Here is an 18,092-nt window from a genome sequence, read left to right on the forward strand (position 1 = left end):
GTAAAAAAAATTATCTTTTAGAAAACTGGAAGCTTCTTCTAGCTTTTCTTCTACCAGGTTTTTTTCTCTCAACAGCTCTAGAGTCTCTGGTTGTAAGCTTTTCGGTTTTCAATGTTGTTTTTAAATTTTCATCAAAGAGAACCAAAGCTTTAGAAATACCATGAACCATAGCTCCAGCTTGACCTGTGGGTCCGCCACCTTTTACGCTACATCTAACATCATAATCTGTAGCTTGATTTATAATTTCAAAAGGTCTTGTAATTTGCATTTTGTGAATTTCATCAGCAAAATATTCATTATATAATTTACCATTTACATAAATTTTACCAGAACCTTTTTTTAACCATACTTTTGCTATTGAGGTTTTTCTTCTACCAGTTGCATACTTACTATCTTTAAAATCTAATTTTAGCTTAGGAGTTTTTGTAATTGACTGTAAGTTTTCCATATTAATTTCTTGCTATGTTTTTATTGTTTAGTTTATCTAATTCTATAAGTTTTGGATTTTGTGCAGCATGAGGATGTGCACTTCCAGAATAAATTTTTAATTTTGTTAATTGTTTTCTACCCAAAACACCACCTGGCAACATTCTTTTAACTGCTAGTTTCAAAGTTTCTCCAGGTTTTTTTTCATGAAGTTTTTCTGGTGTAGTAACTTTAATTCCACCAGGATGACCTGTATGTCTATAGTACTTTTTATTTTGAAACTTCTTACCAGTAAATTTTGCTTGTTCGATATTTTTTACTACAACAAAATCTCCATCATCCATGTGAGGTGTATAAGTAGTTTTATTTTTACCTCTAATAATATTAGATACAACGGTCGCTAATCTTCCAACAACTGCGTTTTTTGCATCTATCTCGTACCAAGATGATGTAACTTGATCTTTTTTTGTGAATTTTGTCATTGTGCGAGGATTAATACTATTAAATTATTTAAAGTCAATTTTATATTTAGCTTGTAAAACATAACTAATATGCTATTTATCTCTTGCCGATTTGATCCTATTGCGGGCATAAAACTGCTAAAATGGAATTTTCATAAAATTTTAAATCGGTAGGCATTTGAACTGTATTGTGCGCCTTGCATAAAGCAAAAGCACTAAAAAAGGAGTAAAAATGAGTACAAAAAGAAATAATCCAGAAACTATTGCGATACATGGTGGAGATTACAGAAGTGATCCAGCTACAAATTCAGTAGCAGTTCCAATTTATAGAACAACCTCGTATCAATTTAATAACACTGAACATGCAGCTAATTTATTTGCGTTAAAAGAGTTTGGAAATATCTATACGCGGATAATGAATCCAACTAACGATGTGTTGGAAAAGAGAATCGCTGCTCTTGAAGGTGGTCTTGCAAGTTTAACTGTTGCTTCTGGTCAAACTGCATCTACTTTTGCGATATTAAACGTTGCTCAAGCTGGAGACAATATTGTTAGTTCAACGGATCTATATGGCGGAACAGTTTCGTTGTTTACACATACTTTAAGTAAGCTTGGTATAGAAGTAAGGTATGCAGATCCGTCTGATCCAAAAAACTTTGAAAAAGCAATAGACGATAAAACTAGAGCTTTTTATGGAGAAACATTACCAAACCCATATTTAAGAGTTTTTCCAATTAAAGAGGTTTCGGATATTGGGAGAAAATATAACATTCCATTAATCTTGGATAACACTGCTGCCCCTGTAATTTGTAAACCAATTGAACATGGTGCTGCTGTGGTTGTTTATTCTTTAACAAAATATATAGCAGGTCATGGAACAGTAGTTGGAGGTGCACTAGTAGATGGTGGAAATTTTGATTGGACAGCAGATCCAAAAAGACAGCCACTATTTAATGAACCTGATGCAAGTTATGGAGGTGTTGTTTGGGGTAAAGCTGTGCCTGAATTAACAGGTGCAAATGTTGCTTTTGCAGTAAGAGCAAGAGTAACCTTGTTAAGAGATCTAGGATCAGCACTTTCTCCAGATAATGCATTCGGCGTAATACAAGGACTTGAAACAGTTGCTTTAAGAATGAAACAACACTGTGATAATGCTGCAAAAGTGGTTGAGTACTTAAAAAATCATAAAGCTGTTGAGAGAGTAATTTATTCCACTGAACATAATGAAGAGATATCAAGTCGAGCAAAAAAATATCTGAAAAATGGTAATGGTGCTTTAGTTGGTATTGAATTAGCTGGTGGTATCGAAGCTGGTAAAAAGTTCATTGAGGCTTTAAAAATGTTTTATCACGTTGCAAATATAGGTGATGCTAGAAGTTTAGCAATACACCCGGCAACAACTACTCACAGTCAATTAAACGATGATGAATTAGCTGCTTCAGGTGTAACGCCAGGATATGTTAGGCTTTGTATTGGTTTAGAACATATTGATGATATCATTGATGATTTAGATCAAGCTTTAGATAAATCATCAAAAGGTAATTTAAAAGCAGTTAGTTAATTTTATTTATATGTCTACAAATAGAAATTAATTAATCTGTCTTTTGTATTTTGAGATAAATATAAAATACAAAGTTGAAAGTATTATCAAAATAGAATTTATCTGGTGTAAAGATGCAAATAACATTTTTACTCCAGATAAAATAGTTATCACTCCAAGAAAAATTTGAAAAGCCAAAGTCAAACCAATTAAAGTAATAGGTTTGTATAATTTTTTGTTTCCAGTATTAATTACTTTAAAGAGGATTAGGGCATATATGACTATAATTAAGTATGCTAAATTTCTATGTATAAATTGAACAATAGAGGGATTGTCAAAAACTTTTAAATTCAAAAAGTCTTTAAAACTACTATCATCAGGAAAATAATTAACACCCATCAATGGCCAAGTGTTATAAATTTTACCAGCATCCATACCAGATACAAAAGCGCCTATAATTAGTTGCAAAAATAATAAAACTAAAAAAATTTTTACTATAAAAAGATTAATAGAAAATGTTTGATTTGAAGAGGATGATAACTTTAAAAATTGCCAATATACAATTGATAAAATGATAAAAGCTGTTACCAAATGTATTGCTAGTCTATAATGACTAACATCTATTCTCTCAACTAATCCACTTGATACCATGTACCAACCCAAAAATCCTTGAAAACAAACTAGTAAAAAAATAAGTCCATATTTTTTTATAATCCAAAGTCCATGTTTTACTGAAAAATAAACCATTGGGAGTAATACTGTTAAACCAATTATTCTCCCTAACTGCCTGTGTCCCCATTCCCACCAAAATATTACTTTAAATTCATCAAGAGTTATATTGAAGTTTTGTTGGCTGTATTCAGGAATTGTTTTATATAAACTAAAATATTCTAACCATTTTTCATTTGTAATAGGTGGAAAAAAACCAACAAATAATTCCCAAGTGGTAATTGATAGACCAGAGTCAGTTAATCTAGTCAAGCCTCCAACTAATATTATTAAAGAAACTAAAACTAATAATGACAGCATCCACAATTTAAGTTGATTATTTAAATGATTATTCTCACTGTACATGCTCAGATAAATATAATAATTATTAAGTATTCCAATAAATTAAATGTCGCCAAATAATAAAAAAAAACTAGATTTAATAAGAGTTAAGCTAGATAAATTAGATAATAAACTGTTATCACTTATAAAATATAGAACAAAACTAGTTGAGGAAGTTTTAAAGCTTAAAGAATTTAAAAAAGAAATCGTAGATAAGAAAAGAATTAATTTTATTTTAAAAAAAATTAAAGCAAAATCCTTAAAACAAGGCATAGATCCAAAAATAACTAATCGTATTTGGAAAAATATGATTTGGTCTTATATTGATTACGAAAGAAGAAATTTTAAAAAAAAATAGTTTATTTACTATGTGGTGGAAGCTTTTTTTCCACAAACATTTCGTGTTTTCTTGTAACTGGATTATATTTTTTTGCAGATAATTTCACTTTTGCTTTCTCACCACCCGCTGGTTTTTTTACATAATAAAAGTAAGGACTATCTGGTTTAGCTTCAGGCACCATTCTAACTTTTACGTGTGTTTTTTTTGCCATTTATTTTAGTGTTTTTATAATTTTTGATATTTTAGTTAACTTAATTTTTAATTTTTCAGCTTTTATAGATTTATCTGCCATTTCGTCAAGCTTTAAAGTATCTTCATTATCAAGAATCTTTTTAACTCCATTAATTGTCATTCCTTGATCTTTAAGCAAATATTTAATCTTCTTAAGAAGATCTATATTTTTTTCATCATAATATCTTCTATTAGAATTAAGAATTTTTGGCTTGATTTGTTTAAACTGTGTTTCCCAAAATCTTATTATGTGAGTAGGCAAGGAACCTCTCTTATTGACTTTTAAGTCTAAAATTTTAGCAACTTCACCAATAGTTTTATAAGCCTGATCAGCTTTATCCATAATCTTTAAGATTTATAAACTCTTTAAATTCTTTTGAAGGTTTAAATAAAACAACATCCCTACTAGTTATTACTTTAGTTTCCTTAGTTTTTGGGTTTCTACCAATTCTACTTTTTTTCTGTCTAATAGAAAAAGTTCCAAATTTAGATAATTTTAGCTTTTTCTCAGATTTAATGTTGGAAACAATTGTTGATAAAAAATCATCAATTAAATTTTCTGAAATCTGTTTAGAAAAACCTAGTTGCATATAAACTAAATTAACTAAATCTTTTTTAGTTAAATTTATTCTCATTTAAAGATTCTGTTTAATCTTTTCTATCAAATTACCTTTAACAATTCTATGGCAAACATCTAATGAGTTAGCAAAGCCAACGTAATCGGTACCACCATGACTTTTTACTACTGGAGAGTCTAAACCTATAAAAATTGCACCATTGTACAGTCTTGGATCTAATCTTTTTTTAAATTTTTTTAAATTTGAAATGTTTAAAAGAGAAGATAGTTTTCCTATCCAATTTCCAGTCATCGCTTTTTTTAATTCACTTGTAATAAAATTTGCAGTTCCCTCAGCAGTTTTTAATGCTACATTTCCTGTAAATCCATCTGATACAATTACATCAACTTCACCATCCATAATGTGGTTACCCTCGATATATCCCAAAAAATTAAAATTTTCAGATTTTTTGTCATTAAGAATTTGATATGTTTCTTTTATTACTTCATTACCCTTTAATTCTTCTGAACCAATATTCAATAAAGAAACATTAGCCATTTCATTTGGATATAACGAGTTATAAAGAGCAGCTCCCATCGAAGAAAAATCACTTAGATTTTTTGCACTACATTCTATATTAGCACCAAGATCTAATACAACGCTCATACCTTTTTTATTTGGCCAAAGCGCAGACAAAGCTGGTTTATCTATATTTTCGATCATTTTAAGATTTAATTTTGATACAACTAATAAAGCACCAGTATTGCCAGCGGATATAACGATATCAGCCTGCTTTTCTTTAACGCTTTGAATAGCAAGCCACATACTAGTGTCTTTCCCTCTTTTTGCACCCTCTAAAGGACTGTCCGTACTTTTAATTGCATTCTCTGTATGGAAAATTTCATAGAACTCTTTATTAATTTTATTTTCAATTAATGGTGAAATTTTATTTTTATCTCCAAATATTTTGTAAAAAATGTTTTTATTTGATTGATGGTTATAAATAATACCATCAATTACTTTTTTTGGTGAACCATCACCTCCCATTGCATCAACTGCAATTTTAATTTTTTCGGACATTAAGATAATTATACTATTCTTTTGGGTCTAAAACTTGTCTACCCTTATACATACCTGTTTTTAAATCTAGATGATGAGAAAGCCTGTATTCACCTGATTTTTTATCCTCAACTATATTTTTAGTTGAAAATTTCATTGTTTGTGCCCTTCTCATTCCAGTTCTGGATGGGGTTTGTTTTCGTTTCGGTACAGCCATAATTATGGGTTACTTACACTTTTTAAATAATAATTCAAAGTTTTTTTTGATAAATCTAAGTTAAATTCATTAAAATAATCAAGTAAATCATCAATATTATTAAAATCTTCTAAAAATATTGATAATTTTTCAATTTTATCTGATTTTGATAAATCATCCCAAAAATGAATCTCAGAAACCATAGAATGGAACAAATTGATATAATCTTTCATTTTTTTGTTTATAGATTGGTCTCCATATCCTATTTCTCTAATACTTAATTCTAATTGCCTGAAGTTAAAATCGTAAATTTCTTGTAATACTTTTTTATTTTCTTCATTTTTATAATTTTTGAGGAAAAATGAAAAATGAAGTAAAAATAAAGTCAACCGATCAGAAAAGCTGTCTTCTCTATTTAAATCCTTATATAAATCTTTATTTCTAGTGAAATTAATCAATTTATTATAAATATGTATATACTCATTATTCATGAATAAATTATATATATTTTTTTTATTTTTAATACTTTCAAATTGTTCATTTAAACCTGTTGTTAAGCATCATGGCGTTCAATTTTTAGAGAAAAAACAAGAAACACTAATTGTAAATCAGACAAACAAAAATGATATTAAAAAAATACTAGGTATTCCATCTACAACAAGTAAATTTGATAATGATGTTTGGATATATATTGAAAGAAAGCAAACACAATCACAGCTAAAAAACTTGGGTAAAATGAAAATTTTTAAAAATAATGTCCTAGTTTTAGAAATAGGCAAATACGGTATTCTAAAAAAAAAAGAATTCTATAATAAAGACGATATGGAAAAAATTAAAATTGTCGACGATACTACACAAGCACAATACAAAAAAAACTCATTTATATATGATTTTATGTCTAGTATGAGACAAAAGATTAATGACCCTCTAGGAGCGAGGGCCAAAAAACGTAAAGAAATTAGCCAGCGATAACAGCTAACAATAATAAGGCTACAATATTCGTAATCTTAATCATTGGATTAACAGCAGGACCTGCAGTATCTTTGTACGGATCACCAACAGTATCACCTGTTACAGCAGCTTTATGAGCCTCTGAACCTTTACCACCATGATTTCCATCTTCAATATATTTCTTAGCATTATCCCATGCACCACCTCCAGCAGTCATAGAAACAGCCACAAATAGTCCTGTAATTATAACTCCTAAAAGCATAGCTCCAACTGCAGCTAAGGCAGCTACCTGACCACCTATTGATAAAATTATGAAATATAAAACTACAGGTGATAACACTGGTAATAATGATGGGATTATCATTTCTTTAATTGCAGCAACAGTCAACAAGTCAACTAATTTTGCATAATCAGGTTTTTGTTTTCTTTTCATAATACCTGGGAATTTTTTAAACTGTCTTCTAACTTCTACTACTACAGCACCACCTGCTCTACCTACAGCTTGCATACCCATTGAACCAAATAAGTAAGGTAACATTCCTCCAATTAATAAACCAACAACAACATAAGGATTTGATAAATCAAAAGTTACAACTATTCCCTCAAGAGCTGATCCTGCTTCTTTAGAAAAATGTTTAATATCCTCAGTGTATGCTGCAAATAAAACTAGTGCACCTAAACCAGCGGAACCAATCGCATATCCTTTTGTTACAGCTTTTGTAGTATTCCCAACAGCATCTAGAGCATCTGTTGTTTTTCTAACTTTTTTATCCAAGTTAGACATTTCTGCTATCCCTCCAGCGTTGTCGGTTACTGGGCCATAAGCATCTAACGCAACAACCATTCCAGCTAACGCTAACATTGTTGTAACAGCAATCGCAATACCAAATAGGCCAGCAATAGAATTTGTAATTAAGATACCTGCAACAATGATTAACGCAGGTATAGCTGTTGCTTCCATTGATACAGCTAAACCTTGAATAACATTAGTTCCATGACCAGTTGTTGATGATAAAGCTACAGATTTAACAGGTCTGTAACTTGTTCCTGTGTAATATTCTGTAATCCAGATTAACAAACCAGTAATAACTAAACCAATTACTCCACAGTAATATAAATCCATTCCATTAAATGTATTTCCATTAACAGTGTATTCATTTGTAAAACCAATTACATGATCAGTTACAGGCCAAAGAATAACTAATGATGCAACCGCAGATACAATAAATCCTTTGTATAATGCATTCATCACATTGTTATCTTTTCCAAGTTTAACAAAGAATGTACCTATAATAGATGTCAATAAACAAGCAGCACCAATTGTAAGAGGATAGATCATCATATTAAGATCACCTACGAAGAAAATTGATGATAAAACCATGGTAGCAACAATAGTAACTGCATATGTTTCAAATAAATCAGCCGCCATACCTGCACAATCACCAACATTATCTCCAACATTATCTGCAATTACAGCTGGATTTCTAGGATCATCTTCAGGAATACCGGCTTCAACTTTACCAACTAGGTCAGCCCCAACATCTGCACCCTTAGTAAAAATACCTCCACCTAATCTTGCAAAAATTGAAATTAAAGAAGCACCAAAACCTAAAGCAACAAGAGCATTTACAATCTCTCTCTCATCTACTTCATATTTAAGTAATAAAAAATAATAAACTGCTATTGCCAATAATGCTAAACCAGCAACCAACATACCTGTTACAGCACCAGATTTAAAAGCAACTGATAGACCTTGAGCTAGACCTTTTCTTGAAGCTTCAGCAGTTCTAACATTAGCTTCTACAGAAACTAACATACCAACGTACCCTGCAATACCAGATAATGCTGCACCTATTAAATAACCAAGACCAACTAATGGACTAAACGCAATACTAACAATTACAAGAACAGCTGCACCAACAATTGCAATTGTTTTGTATTGTCTTGCTAGATAAGCTTTTGCTCCGATTTGAATAGCTGAAGCAATATCTTGCATTTTTGCATTTCCTGCACTTGAATTTAAAATGTTTTTTCCAGTTAAAAATCCATAAACGATAGATAAAAAACCAGCTCCGATTGTGTATAATAAAATAGTTTCGACAGTTGCACTCATATAACCCTTAGTTGTTGGTTGTTAATTTTTTAAGCCCGGACAATACAAAAAAAGTCAAAAAAGACAATAATTAACTTCAAAATTGGTGGATATAACCACCTGTATTATTGGCGATTTCTCTATCTTTTTGATCTAAAATTAAAGACTTGTTTTTACCAGATAAAATAGTTCCTATTTTAGAAATTTTTACACCAAGAGATTTACTTAATTTATTTATGATTCTGGCATTGTTTGGTCTAGCAGTAAACAAAATTTGATAATCATCTCCATTAGAAACTAGATCAATTTTATTTAAATTCTTACTATTAATTAGGTTGTTAAGATTTCTTGATACAGGAATGGATTTTTCATAAATTTTATAAGAAACATTTTGCTTGTTTATTAATTTATTCAAATCTGCGATTAAACCATCAGATATATCCATAGAACTTGTTGCTAGAGAAAGTAAATTTTTAGAAAACTTATTTTGGATATCAGGCATATAATATTTATTGATAAAATACTTAGTTTTAGATTTATTCAACTTAATTTTATTTTTTAAAATCTGTAGTCCGATAAAACTATCACCTAAATTTCCTGTAACATATATATCATTATTTACATTAGATTGATTTCTATAGATTATTTTTTTTGAGTAGCCAACTGAGGTTATTGTAAAGCTAAGTTTATTAGAAAAAGTTGTATCCCCTCCTCCTAATAATAAATCATATTTTTTCTGCTCTTCCCTTAAAGAATTAGATATTTTTTTAAGATTGTTTTTTGTAAAGTTTTTTTTGTTCCCTGATCCAGCAATAAAATAATATTTTGGCTTAACTCCTTTACAAATCAAATCAGAAATTGAAGATCTTAAAATTTTTTTAATAACTAAATCTGGTCTTTTAAAATCTATAAAATGTATACCTATGTTGTATGTGTCTACTGAAATAACTAATCCTTTTTTTTTATCAAAAAAAACATCATCATTTAAACTTAAAGCAGCTTTATTTTTTTTAGAAATATTAGAAAAATAATTATTTATTAATTCAAATTCATGCATTTGTTCTTAATTTTTTCCCAACATTATCAAGCAAAGCATTTAGGTACTTAGTTTGTGAATTTTCTAAGAAATAATTTGATGAATTTAAATACTCTTTAATAATAATATTTAAGGATAAATTAGGTTTGTACATTAATTCGTATGTAGCAGCTTTTAAAATAGTTTGAAAAACCTTATCTAAATTTTCAAAGACAAATTCATCACCTAATTTATTTTTTAATTCATCTATAATTAGATCATTTCTTTCGATAGTTCCTAGTACAATATCTTTAATAAATTTTTTAAATCTGTGTTTTGGAAACTGTAATTCATCATCTTCGTTATAAAATTTACCATAGAGTTTTTGAATTATTATAACCCTAGGATTATTTTTTGGATTAAAATGTGTTCTCATTTTTGAGATAGAACAGAAATTACTGCTTCAGCTGCTTCCGCACCTTTTTTCTTTCTCGCTTTAGCTTGAGACATATTCAAACAAGTAATTATTCCATTCCCAATTGGTTTTTTACTTGAAATTGATAATTCCATAATACCATTAGTTGCTGCTTGAGAAATAAAATCAAAGTGAGGAGTTTGACCCTTAATAACACAGCCTAAAGCTAAAAAGGCATCATACTTATTTATGTTTTTTGAAATAGTTACTGGGATTTCAAAAGCTCCTGGAACATTAATAACTTTTATATTATTTTTTTTTGAGATTAATTTTAAAGCACTTTTAAGTAGTCCATCTGCAATATCTTTGTAATAATCAGCTATAACAATCAAAATTTTTTTCTTCATTATATCAATTCTTGTTTAGTAATTTTTATACCATAACCATCTAAACCAATAACTTTTTTTGGAGATTTTGTGATTAATATCATATTTTTAATTTTTAAATCTTTTATAATTTGAGCTCCAATTCCGTAATTTCTTATTAATTTATCATTACCCTTTTTATAAAAATCTTTATTTTTATAATCTTTTAGAGTTTGTGTTACAGATTTTAAATTAGAGTCTTTAATAAAGATTAATACACAATTGTTATATTTTTTAAAATAATTCAAAGTTTTGTTAAATGAGTTTGGTAATTGTTGATTAATTAAATAATTTTGAACTACATTTGAAGAGATCACTCTTACCCTTGGGGTAATACCCTTTTTTATTTTTCCTTTAATTAGAGCAAAATGTTCTGCACCATCAATTAAATTTTCATAAATTCGAATATTATACTTTTGATCTTTTACAATTATTGAGCTTTGTTTTTTTAATTTAATTAATTTTTCTTTTTTAAGTCTATAAGCAATCAAATCTTCAATCTTACCTATTTTAAGTTTATGCTTATTTGCAAAATTAAATAAATCGTTACCTTTGGCCATTGTTCCATCTTCGTTCATAATTTCACAAATAACAGCTGAATTATTTTTTTTTGCTAATTTTGAGATATCAACCGACGCTTCTGTATGCCCAGCTCTAACAAGTACACCTCCATCTTTTGCTATTATTGGAAAAACATGACCTGGAGATACAATTTCATTTTTGTTAGCATTTTTCTTTGAAGCAACTTTAATTGTTTTGGCTCTATCCTTCGCTGAAATTCCAGTTGTAATTCCCTTTTTAGCTTCGATAGAAATGGTAAATGCAGTTTTATTTCTTGATTGATTAATTGGTGACATTAATGAAAGGTTTAATTTTTTTGCCTGAACACTATCTAGAGCTAAACAAATTAAACCTCTGCCATACTTGGCCATAAAATTTATATTTTTTGAATTAGTATCTGATGTGGATATTACTAAATCGCCTTCATTTTCTCTTTTTTCATCATCAACTAAAATGAACATTCCACCTTTTCTAGCAATACTGATAATAGTTTCTATTGATGCAAAATTATTTTTTGTCATTAAAATAATTTTTTACATATTTAGACAAGATATCAATCTCAATATTTACCAAACTAGATTTTTTTAAAGTAGATAAATTGGTCTCTTTATAAGTATGGGGAATAATCCAAATTTGAAAACCTTTTTTTGTAATTTTTGAAATTGTAAGAGAGATGCCATTTACACATATTGACGCCTTCTCTATTAAATGTTTTCTTTCTTTTTTTGGAATCTCAAAATCAAAAAGATAAGATTTATCTATTTTATTAATACTATTAACTATTCCAACCGTATCAACATGACCTTGGCAGATATGACCAGAAATTTTAGCTCCATATTTCAAAGGTAACTCTAAGTTCAAAACATCATTTGTTTTGAGAAATTTAAATTTGGACCTTATTAAAGTTTCATTTGATAAATAAAATTCCATTATTTTTGACTTATAGGAAATTAATGTGAGACATACCCCATCACATGCAACTGACAATCCCATATCTTTTGATGAAACTTTTAAGTTACTTTTAACAAATATATTGATGCCTTTTGGTCTTTTAGTAATTCTTTTGACAGTACCTTGGTTATATATAATTCCGTTAAACATAGTTTTTATAAAATTCTATTTTATCCTTTTTTAATTTAAGGTTTAGTTTTGACTTATATCTATATTTTGATTTTAAAGTATTTAAACTGTTAAATTCAACAAATTCAGAATTTTTAGACAAGTTTTTGGAACTTTTAAACAAATAAAATTTATTAAAAATTTTATCATTTATGAATGATTTTGTAAGTTTATCTCCACCTTCAACCAATAAATTTCTACTTCCTAAAGAATAAATTTTTTTTAATATCTCTTTTAAATTGAATTCTTTATTTTTATTAATTTTAGATTTTATTAATAAGACTTTTTTAGATTTAAATAATGAGATTTTTGATTTTGTTGCTTCATTATAAAAAATAATTGTTTTTATTTTAGTTGCAGATTTTATTAAGTAAGAGTCTGGATTAGAATTTAGCTTATTATCTAAAATGACTCTTATAGGTGAAAAATTATTTTTGTTTTTAAGTCTACAATTGAGTTTTGGATTATCCTTATTTAAGGTTTTGTGTGAAATTAATATCGTATCATTTTTATATCTTAAAAAATGTGAAAACTTATCAGAATAAATATTAGTAATTTTTTGCTTTTCTTTACTATAAATTAAATTGTTCTTTGAAACTGCAATTTTACCTGTAACAAAAGGTATTTTATTTTTTCTGTTAAAAAAATAAGGATAGTAAAACCGACTGATTTCTTTTTTTAAAAGATTTTTTCTAACTTTTATTTTACTTGATTTTAAAACTTTAAAAGATTTTCCACTAACACGTTCGTCAATATCAGAATTTGAGTAAATAACTTCTGATATTTTTGATTTAATTATTAAATTTGTACAAGGTGGTGTTTTTCCTTTATGACAACACGGTTCTAATGTGACATACATCTTTGAACCAGCAACATTTTCAATAGAGTCTTTAATTGCATTTCGTTCAGCATGAGGCCTTCCATCATGTGAAGTCTGTCCTATTGATATAATTTTATTATTTTTAACAATTACACATCCAACAGATGGATTTGTACCGGTTAAACCTTCGCGAGCAATTGCCAAATTAAGGGCAATTTGCATGAATTGTTTATCTTTACTTGTAAAATTATCTTTTTTTGTAGACATCTAATCTGTCCACGAATTGTACAAAGTCTTTTTCTTCTCTAAAATTTCTATAAACAGAAGCAAAACGCACGTATGCTACAGGATCAAGCTCTTTTAATCCTTCCATTACCATTGTTCCAATTGTACTTGTTGATATTTCTGTTTGTCCAAGTTCTTCTAATGATCTTGAAATTTTACTTATAAATTTTTCTGCAGTTTCCGTATCAATTGGTCTCTTTTTTAATGCTATATAGATTGATTTAGATAATTTATCTCTATCAAAAGAAGATTTTCTTCCATTTTTTTTAACAACCATTAATTCTCTAAATTGAATTCTTTCAAAGGTAGTAAATCTTTCACCGCATATACATAATCGTCTTCTTCTTATTGCGGTTCCATCTTCAGTTGGTCTAGAGTCTACAACTGATGTATCACCTTTTTTTTCACAAGGACAAATCATTATTTATAAATTTTTATATATTGGAAATGATGAAGTTAGACTAATAACTTCATTTCTTACTTCGTTTTCAACTTTACTGTTATCATCAGGATTTTCAGATAAACCTTTAATAGTTTTTGTTATCAATTCACCTACAGTTTTAAATTCATTTAATCCAAATCCACGTGTAGTAGCAGCTTGAGTACCCAATCTAATTCCCGATGTAATCATTGGCTTCTCTGTATCAAAAGGTATTCCATTTTTATTACATGTTATGTTGGCTCTTGATAGACTTTCCGCTGCAAGATTTCCTTTAACATTAAAAGGTCTTAAATCAACAAGCATTAAATGAGTATCAGTTCCATCTGAATAAATTTTAAATCCATTGTTTTTTAATGTTTCGGCTAAGATTTTTGCATTAGCTAAAACTGATTTTATATAATCTTGAAAATCTGGCTGAAGAGCTTCTAGAAAACCAGCAGCTTTAGCAGCAATAATATGCATCAAAGGTCCACCTTGATAACCAGGGAAAACAGCTGTGTTAAACTTTTTACCAAGCTCCTCGTCATTAGACAAAATTATTCCACCTCTTGCACTTCTAAAAACTTTATGTGTAGTTGAGGTTACAACATGAGCGTAATCACATGGATTTGGATAACCTTTACCAGCCACAAGTCCTGAGAAATGTGCCATATCAACCATTAAATAGGCTCCTACTTTATCAGCTATTTCTCTAAATCTTTTAAAATCTATTACTCGAGAATAAGCACTGCCGCCTGCTATTATTAATTTAGGCTTGTGTTCTAAAGCAAGTTTTTCAACATTATCATAATCAATAAGTTCAGACTCTTTATCAACGTCATAACCTATAGCGTTAAACCATTTACCTGACATAGATATTTTCAATCCGTGTGTTATGTGTCCACCTGAATTTAAACTCATACCCATAAATGTATCTCCAGGATTTAATAAAGCTAAAAATACAGCTCCATTTGCTTGGGCTCCAGAGTGAGGTTGTGCATTTGCATATTTACAATTAAATAATTTTTTTAATCTCTCAATTGCAAGACTTTCTGCAACATCTACATGTTCGCAACCATTATAGTATCTTTTTCCAGGATATCCTTCGGCATACTTATTAGTTAAAACTGATCCTTGAGCTTCAAGAACTGCTTGTGAAACTATATTTTCTGATGCAATTAATTCTATATGTTGTTGTTGTCTTAAGAGTTCGTCTTTTATAGCTTTATATAATTCAGGGTCCTTGCTAGACAAACCATCTTCGAAAAAACTCTTATAACTATCGTTTAAATAACTTTTTTCACTAGACATAATTAATTATATTTTTTTTACTCTTTTTAAGTGTCTCCCACCTTCGAACTTTGTATTTAAAAAAATGCTAATAAATTTTAATGCATTTTTTTTAGATAGTAATCTAGATCCTAATGTAATGATATTTGCATCATTATGCAATCTAGATAATTTAGTAGATTTTTCATTAAAGCATTGAGCGGCTCTAACATTTTTATGTTTATTTGCCGCAATATTCATTCCAGTTCCTGATCCACATACCAAAATACCAATATTTTTTTTAGATGAATTTACTTTTCTTGCAACTTTATGTGCATAATCTGGGTAATCAACGCTATTCTCATTTGAAGGACCAAAATCTTGGAAATTAATTTTTTTCTTTTCTAAATAAATTTTAATTGATTCTTTAAGTTTAAAACCAGCGTGATCTGAAGAGATAAATATCTTTTTCAAATTAATTGAATTTATAATCTAGCACACAAGCAACAAGGTGGACTCTATTTTCTTCACCACCATTAAATGCATTATGATATTTTGTGTTATTAGTCACCCAAACAGAACCATCTGCAGGCATATGTTTTGCAACATTATCTATAACCATTAAGCAGCCAGGGTTAGTTACGATTGGAATGTGCAATCTTGGTTCTGGATCTCTATGCCAACTTAAAGTTGATCTTGGTTCTTTTAATAAAATTCTTACTCTACCCAATTTATATTTGCTTGATAAAACATCATAAACTTCTTTAAAATAAGTATTTTCATAATCTTTTATAAATTCAGAATAAGCTGCTTCATCAATTTCTACATCTCTAGAAACCTCTTTTCCAGTTTTATCAGGTTTAGTCCAATAAACACCTCTAGCTTTATTGCCTTTGATTGAATCAGGATCACCAGGAATTTGAGTTAGTGAAATTGCTCCAAAGTGCGTTATCCCAGCATCTTCAAATTTTTTTGTCTTAATAATTTGGTTATAGGCCTCTTGAAGTTTATTTATATCAAATTTCAAGTTTTGTTTTTGAAAATCACTAAAATCTGAAATTCTTTCTTCTTTTTTTAGGTTTAGGTTTACAACTTTTGTGTTATCAATGCTCATAAAAATGGTTTTGTACTTAATTTAAGAGTTATTTGTATAATACATTTGTCGCATTAATAAAGTAAATTTAAACATGATTGTAGGAAAATATCCAAGCCTAAGATTAAGAAGAAACAGAAAATCTTCTTGGACTAGAAAGCTAATTCAAGAAAATACCCTAAGTCCTAATGATTTTATTCTTCCAATTTTTCTTATTGATGGAATAAATAAAAAACAACATATAAAATCGATGCCTGGCGTCTACAGGTATTCAGTGGATAGAATCAGTCAAATCATCGACAGAGCGATAAGTAAAGGAATTCCAATGGTTGCTCTTTTCCCAAATACAAAAAAATCATTGAAAAATGAACTTGGATCAGAAGCACTCAATGAAAATAATCTTGTTTGTAGAGCATCAAGAATGATTAAAAAAAAATACAAAAATCAAATTGGAATTATGTGTGATGTTGCATTAGACCCTTATACTTCCCATGGACATGACGGATTAATAAAATCTGATAAAATTTTAAATGATGAAACAATTCAAGTTTTAATAAACCAATCTTTACTTCAAGCTGAAATGGGTTGCGATGTCTTAGCTCCATCAGATATGATGGATGGAAGGATTAGTAAAATTAGAAAAGCAATCGATCAAAACAATTTCCAAGAGGTTCAGATTTTATCTTATGCAGCAAAATACGCATCAAGTTTTTATGGTCCCTTTAGAGATGCTGTGGGATCAAAAGGTTCATTAAAAGGTGATAAAAAAACATATCAAATGGATTTTAGAAATTCTGATGAAGCATTAAGAGAAGTTGCTTTAGATATAAAAGAAGGAGCTGATATGGTTATGGTTAAACCAGGAATGCCATATTTAGATATAATTAAATCAATTAAAGAAAAATTCAAAATCCCAGTTTTTGCGTATCAAGTATCTGGAGAATACAGTTTAATAGAAAATGCTATTAATAAAAACCTTGTAAATAAAGATGCAGTGTATGAAAGTTTAGTGGCTTTCAAAAGAGCTGGTGCAAATGCAATTGTAAGTTATTACGCTGACCGAATTGACAAAATAATAAAGTAATCACCTTAAAGTATTAAGAAATAACAATCTATTATTTGGAAAATTAATATTGTTTGGTTTTAAAATCGTTTTATCCAGATAATCATTAACTAACTTCAAACCTTTTAATAAAATTTTAATATCCTCAACCTCTTTATCTTTTTCAATAAGAAAGTTTGGAACATATTTTTTTTCATTTGATGATGAAACATAATAAACAGTTTCGTTATTTTCAGTATCTTTCTCTACTAAGTTTTCTAATTCTAAATCATAACCTAATATTTTGAGTAATTCTAATTCCCAAAAAATATATTTTTTTAACCAATTTTTATCTTGTAAAATTAAAAAGAATTTCTGAATTATGAAAAAAACTTTTTCATTTGATTGTGCGTCTGCTGTTAAAATTTTAATCAAATTCATTGCAGAAGTTAAGCATGATAATTTTTGTCTGTCATCAAAATACAAAGGGCTGTAAGCATTTAAAATTTCAACTTTAAAATAGCCAATCCTATTTTCATTTTTTGAGTTATAATTAACATGCAATTTATTTCCTATTTGCAGATAATTTTTAATTTTTTTTGATGTTCCACCAAATATGATGCCTGACACTTTGCCTTTTTCTTTGGTAAAAATTTCTACAATCAAGGAGTTTTCGTTATATCTATTTTTACTTAACAAAAAACCTTCATCAGACCAATTCATA

At 28.6% G+C, this 18,092-nt stretch carries 25 protein-coding genes and 1 riboswitch; of the genes, 4 read left to right on the forward strand and 21 right to left on the reverse strand.

Annotated elements, in window-relative coordinates; translation table 11 throughout:
- Positions 1-10 precede the first annotated feature (10 nt).
- Complete coding sequence (rpsI, locus tag ACTTBO_RS05145; RefSeq protein ID WP_440656692.1) at positions 11-448, reverse strand: 30S ribosomal protein S9; 438 nt, start codon at positions 446-448, stop codon at positions 11-13.
- A gap of 1 nt (position 449) precedes the next feature.
- Positions 450-908 carry a 50S ribosomal protein L13 gene (gene rplM / locus ACTTBO_RS05150; RefSeq protein WP_440656693.1) on the reverse strand — a complete coding sequence of 153 codons (459 nt, stop codon included), beginning with the start codon at positions 906-908 and terminating at the stop codon, positions 450-452.
- Positions 909-1,050: 142 nt separating this feature from the next.
- A riboswitch (SAM riboswitch) is annotated at positions 1,051-1,117 on the forward strand.
- A 2-nt stretch (positions 1,118-1,119) separates the two neighbouring features.
- Here rplM and ACTTBO_RS05155 point away from each other — a divergent pair.
- Positions 1,120-2,448 (forward strand): O-acetylhomoserine aminocarboxypropyltransferase/cysteine synthase family protein, encoded by a 1,329-nt coding sequence (locus tag ACTTBO_RS05155; protein ID WP_440618393.1) that lies wholly within the window; start codon positions 1,120-1,122, stop codon positions 2,446-2,448.
- A 27-nt stretch (positions 2,449-2,475) separates the two neighbouring features.
- Here the strand turns inward: ACTTBO_RS05155 and ACTTBO_RS05160 are convergent, their stop codons facing one another.
- The gene (locus tag ACTTBO_RS05160; protein ID WP_440656694.1) at positions 2,476-3,501 is read right to left on the reverse strand and encodes a COX15/CtaA family protein; all 1,026 of its coding nucleotides are present in this window, start codon (positions 3,499-3,501) and stop codon (positions 2,476-2,478) included.
- Positions 3,502-3,544: 43 nt separating this feature from the next.
- On the opposite strand from ACTTBO_RS05160, the gene ACTTBO_RS05165 reads away from it, so the two are divergent.
- Positions 3,545-3,835 (forward strand): chorismate mutase, encoded by a 291-nt coding sequence (locus ACTTBO_RS05165; RefSeq protein ID WP_075506733.1) that lies wholly within the window; start codon positions 3,545-3,547, stop codon positions 3,833-3,835.
- Between the two features lies 1 nt (position 3,836).
- Here ACTTBO_RS05165 and ACTTBO_RS05170 read toward each other — a convergent pair whose 3' ends face one another.
- Genes ACTTBO_RS05170 through ACTTBO_RS05195 form a run of 6 tightly spaced genes read right to left on the reverse strand, consistent with a single transcriptional unit; the run spans position 3,837 to position 6,351 of the window.
- Entirely contained in the window at positions 3,837-4,028 is a 192-nt protein-coding gene (locus tag ACTTBO_RS05170) for a bL33 family ribosomal protein (protein WP_440656695.1), read from the reverse strand.
- Complete coding sequence (locus tag ACTTBO_RS05175) at positions 4,029-4,391, reverse strand: MerR family transcriptional regulator (protein WP_440656696.1); 363 nt, start codon at positions 4,389-4,391, stop codon at positions 4,029-4,031. It abuts the gene before it with no gap.
- On the reverse strand, positions 4,384-4,683 hold the full coding sequence (locus ACTTBO_RS05180) for an HU family DNA-binding protein (RefSeq protein WP_262589169.1): 300 nt from the start codon (positions 4,681-4,683) through the stop codon (positions 4,384-4,386). The genes ACTTBO_RS05175 and ACTTBO_RS05180 overlap by 8 nt, the downstream gene beginning before the upstream one ends.
- On the reverse strand, positions 4,684-5,685 hold the full coding sequence (plsX, locus tag ACTTBO_RS05185) for a phosphate acyltransferase PlsX (RefSeq protein ID WP_440656697.1): 1,002 nt from the start codon (positions 5,683-5,685) through the stop codon (positions 4,684-4,686).
- A 13-nt stretch (positions 5,686-5,698) separates the two neighbouring features.
- Complete coding sequence (gene rpmF, locus ACTTBO_RS05190) at positions 5,699-5,881, reverse strand: 50S ribosomal protein L32 (protein ID WP_023853776.1); 183 nt, start codon at positions 5,879-5,881, stop codon at positions 5,699-5,701.
- Between the two features lie 2 nt (positions 5,882-5,883).
- Positions 5,884-6,351, reverse strand: coding sequence for a ubiquinol-cytochrome C chaperone family protein (locus ACTTBO_RS05195; RefSeq protein WP_440656698.1), 468 nt, complete (start codon positions 6,349-6,351; stop codon positions 5,884-5,886).
- On the opposite strand from ACTTBO_RS05195, the gene bamE reads away from it, so the two are divergent.
- Positions 6,350-6,832: an outer membrane protein assembly factor BamE domain-containing protein gene (bamE, locus tag ACTTBO_RS05200; protein ID WP_440656699.1), complete on the forward strand. Its 483-nt coding sequence runs from the start codon at positions 6,350-6,352 to the stop codon at positions 6,830-6,832. The two genes, ACTTBO_RS05195 and bamE, sit on opposite strands and share 2 nt — an antisense overlap.
- Here bamE and ACTTBO_RS05205 read toward each other — a convergent pair.
- The 11 genes from ACTTBO_RS05205 to ACTTBO_RS05255 all read right to left on the reverse strand — a co-directional run bounded on the left by ACTTBO_RS05205 (position 6,819) and on the right by ACTTBO_RS05255 (position 16,347).
- Positions 6,819-8,924 carry a sodium-translocating pyrophosphatase gene (locus ACTTBO_RS05205; protein WP_440656700.1) on the reverse strand — a complete coding sequence of 702 codons (2,106 nt, stop codon included), beginning with the start codon at positions 8,922-8,924 and terminating at the stop codon, positions 6,819-6,821. The two genes, bamE and ACTTBO_RS05205, sit on opposite strands and share 14 nt — an antisense overlap.
- A 76-nt stretch (positions 8,925-9,000) precedes the next feature.
- Positions 9,001-9,960, reverse strand: a complete 960-nt coding sequence (gene thiL / locus ACTTBO_RS05210; RefSeq protein WP_440656701.1) for a thiamine-phosphate kinase — start codon at positions 9,958-9,960, stop codon at positions 9,001-9,003.
- The gene (locus tag ACTTBO_RS05215) at positions 9,953-10,354 is read right to left on the reverse strand and encodes a transcription antitermination factor NusB (RefSeq protein ID WP_262589163.1); all 402 of its coding nucleotides are present in this window, start codon (positions 10,352-10,354) and stop codon (positions 9,953-9,955) included. Before ACTTBO_RS05215 ends, thiL begins: the two co-directional genes overlap by 8 nt.
- Entirely contained in the window at positions 10,351-10,740 is a 390-nt protein-coding gene (gene ribH / locus ACTTBO_RS05220; protein ID WP_440614335.1) for a 6,7-dimethyl-8-ribityllumazine synthase, read from the reverse strand. The genes ACTTBO_RS05215 and ribH overlap by 4 nt, the downstream gene beginning before the upstream one ends.
- The gene (ribB, locus tag ACTTBO_RS05225; protein WP_262589161.1) at positions 10,740-11,840 is read right to left on the reverse strand and encodes a 3,4-dihydroxy-2-butanone-4-phosphate synthase; all 1,101 of its coding nucleotides are present in this window, start codon (positions 11,838-11,840) and stop codon (positions 10,740-10,742) included. The genes ribH and ribB overlap by 1 nt, the downstream gene beginning before the upstream one ends.
- Positions 11,827-12,420, reverse strand: coding sequence for a riboflavin synthase (locus ACTTBO_RS05230; RefSeq protein ID WP_440656702.1), 594 nt, complete (start codon positions 12,418-12,420; stop codon positions 11,827-11,829). Before ACTTBO_RS05230 ends, ribB begins: the two co-directional genes overlap by 14 nt.
- Entirely contained in the window at positions 12,413-13,525 is a 1,113-nt protein-coding gene (ribD, locus tag ACTTBO_RS05235) for a bifunctional diaminohydroxyphosphoribosylaminopyrimidine deaminase/5-amino-6-(5-phosphoribosylamino)uracil reductase RibD (protein ID WP_440656703.1), read from the reverse strand. The genes ACTTBO_RS05230 and ribD overlap by 8 nt, the downstream gene beginning before the upstream one ends.
- Complete coding sequence (gene nrdR, locus ACTTBO_RS05240; protein ID WP_075506746.1) at positions 13,506-13,964, reverse strand: transcriptional regulator NrdR; 459 nt, start codon at positions 13,962-13,964, stop codon at positions 13,506-13,508. Before nrdR ends, ribD begins: the two co-directional genes overlap by 20 nt.
- Before the next feature lie 3 nt (positions 13,965-13,967).
- A complete protein-coding gene (gene glyA, locus ACTTBO_RS05245) occupies positions 13,968-15,275 on the reverse strand; it encodes a serine hydroxymethyltransferase (protein ID WP_440656704.1) in 1,308 nt (435 codons plus the stop codon).
- A 6-nt stretch (positions 15,276-15,281) separates the two neighbouring features.
- Positions 15,282-15,707: a ribose 5-phosphate isomerase B gene (gene rpiB, locus ACTTBO_RS05250; protein ID WP_440656705.1), complete on the reverse strand. Its 426-nt coding sequence runs from the start codon at positions 15,705-15,707 to the stop codon at positions 15,282-15,284.
- 1 nt (position 15,708) lies between these two features.
- Positions 15,709-16,347 (reverse strand): aspartyl/asparaginyl beta-hydroxylase domain-containing protein, encoded by a 639-nt coding sequence (locus ACTTBO_RS05255; RefSeq protein WP_440656706.1) that lies wholly within the window; start codon positions 16,345-16,347, stop codon positions 15,709-15,711.
- Between the two features lie 73 nt (positions 16,348-16,420).
- On the opposite strand from ACTTBO_RS05255, the gene hemB reads away from it, so the two are divergent.
- Complete coding sequence (gene hemB / locus ACTTBO_RS05260) at positions 16,421-17,410, forward strand: porphobilinogen synthase (protein WP_440656707.1); 990 nt, start codon at positions 16,421-16,423, stop codon at positions 17,408-17,410.
- Here hemB and recO read toward each other — a convergent pair whose 3' ends face one another.
- On the reverse strand, positions 17,411-18,091 hold the full coding sequence (recO, locus tag ACTTBO_RS05265) for a DNA repair protein RecO (protein WP_440656708.1): 681 nt from the start codon (positions 18,089-18,091) through the stop codon (positions 17,411-17,413).
- Between the last annotated feature and the right edge of the window lies 1 nt (position 18,092).

This window comes from Candidatus Pelagibacter sp. HIMB1509, assembly GCF_052047855.1.
In the GTDB taxonomy this organism is placed as follows: Bacteria; Pseudomonadota; Alphaproteobacteria; order Pelagibacterales; family Pelagibacteraceae; genus Pelagibacter.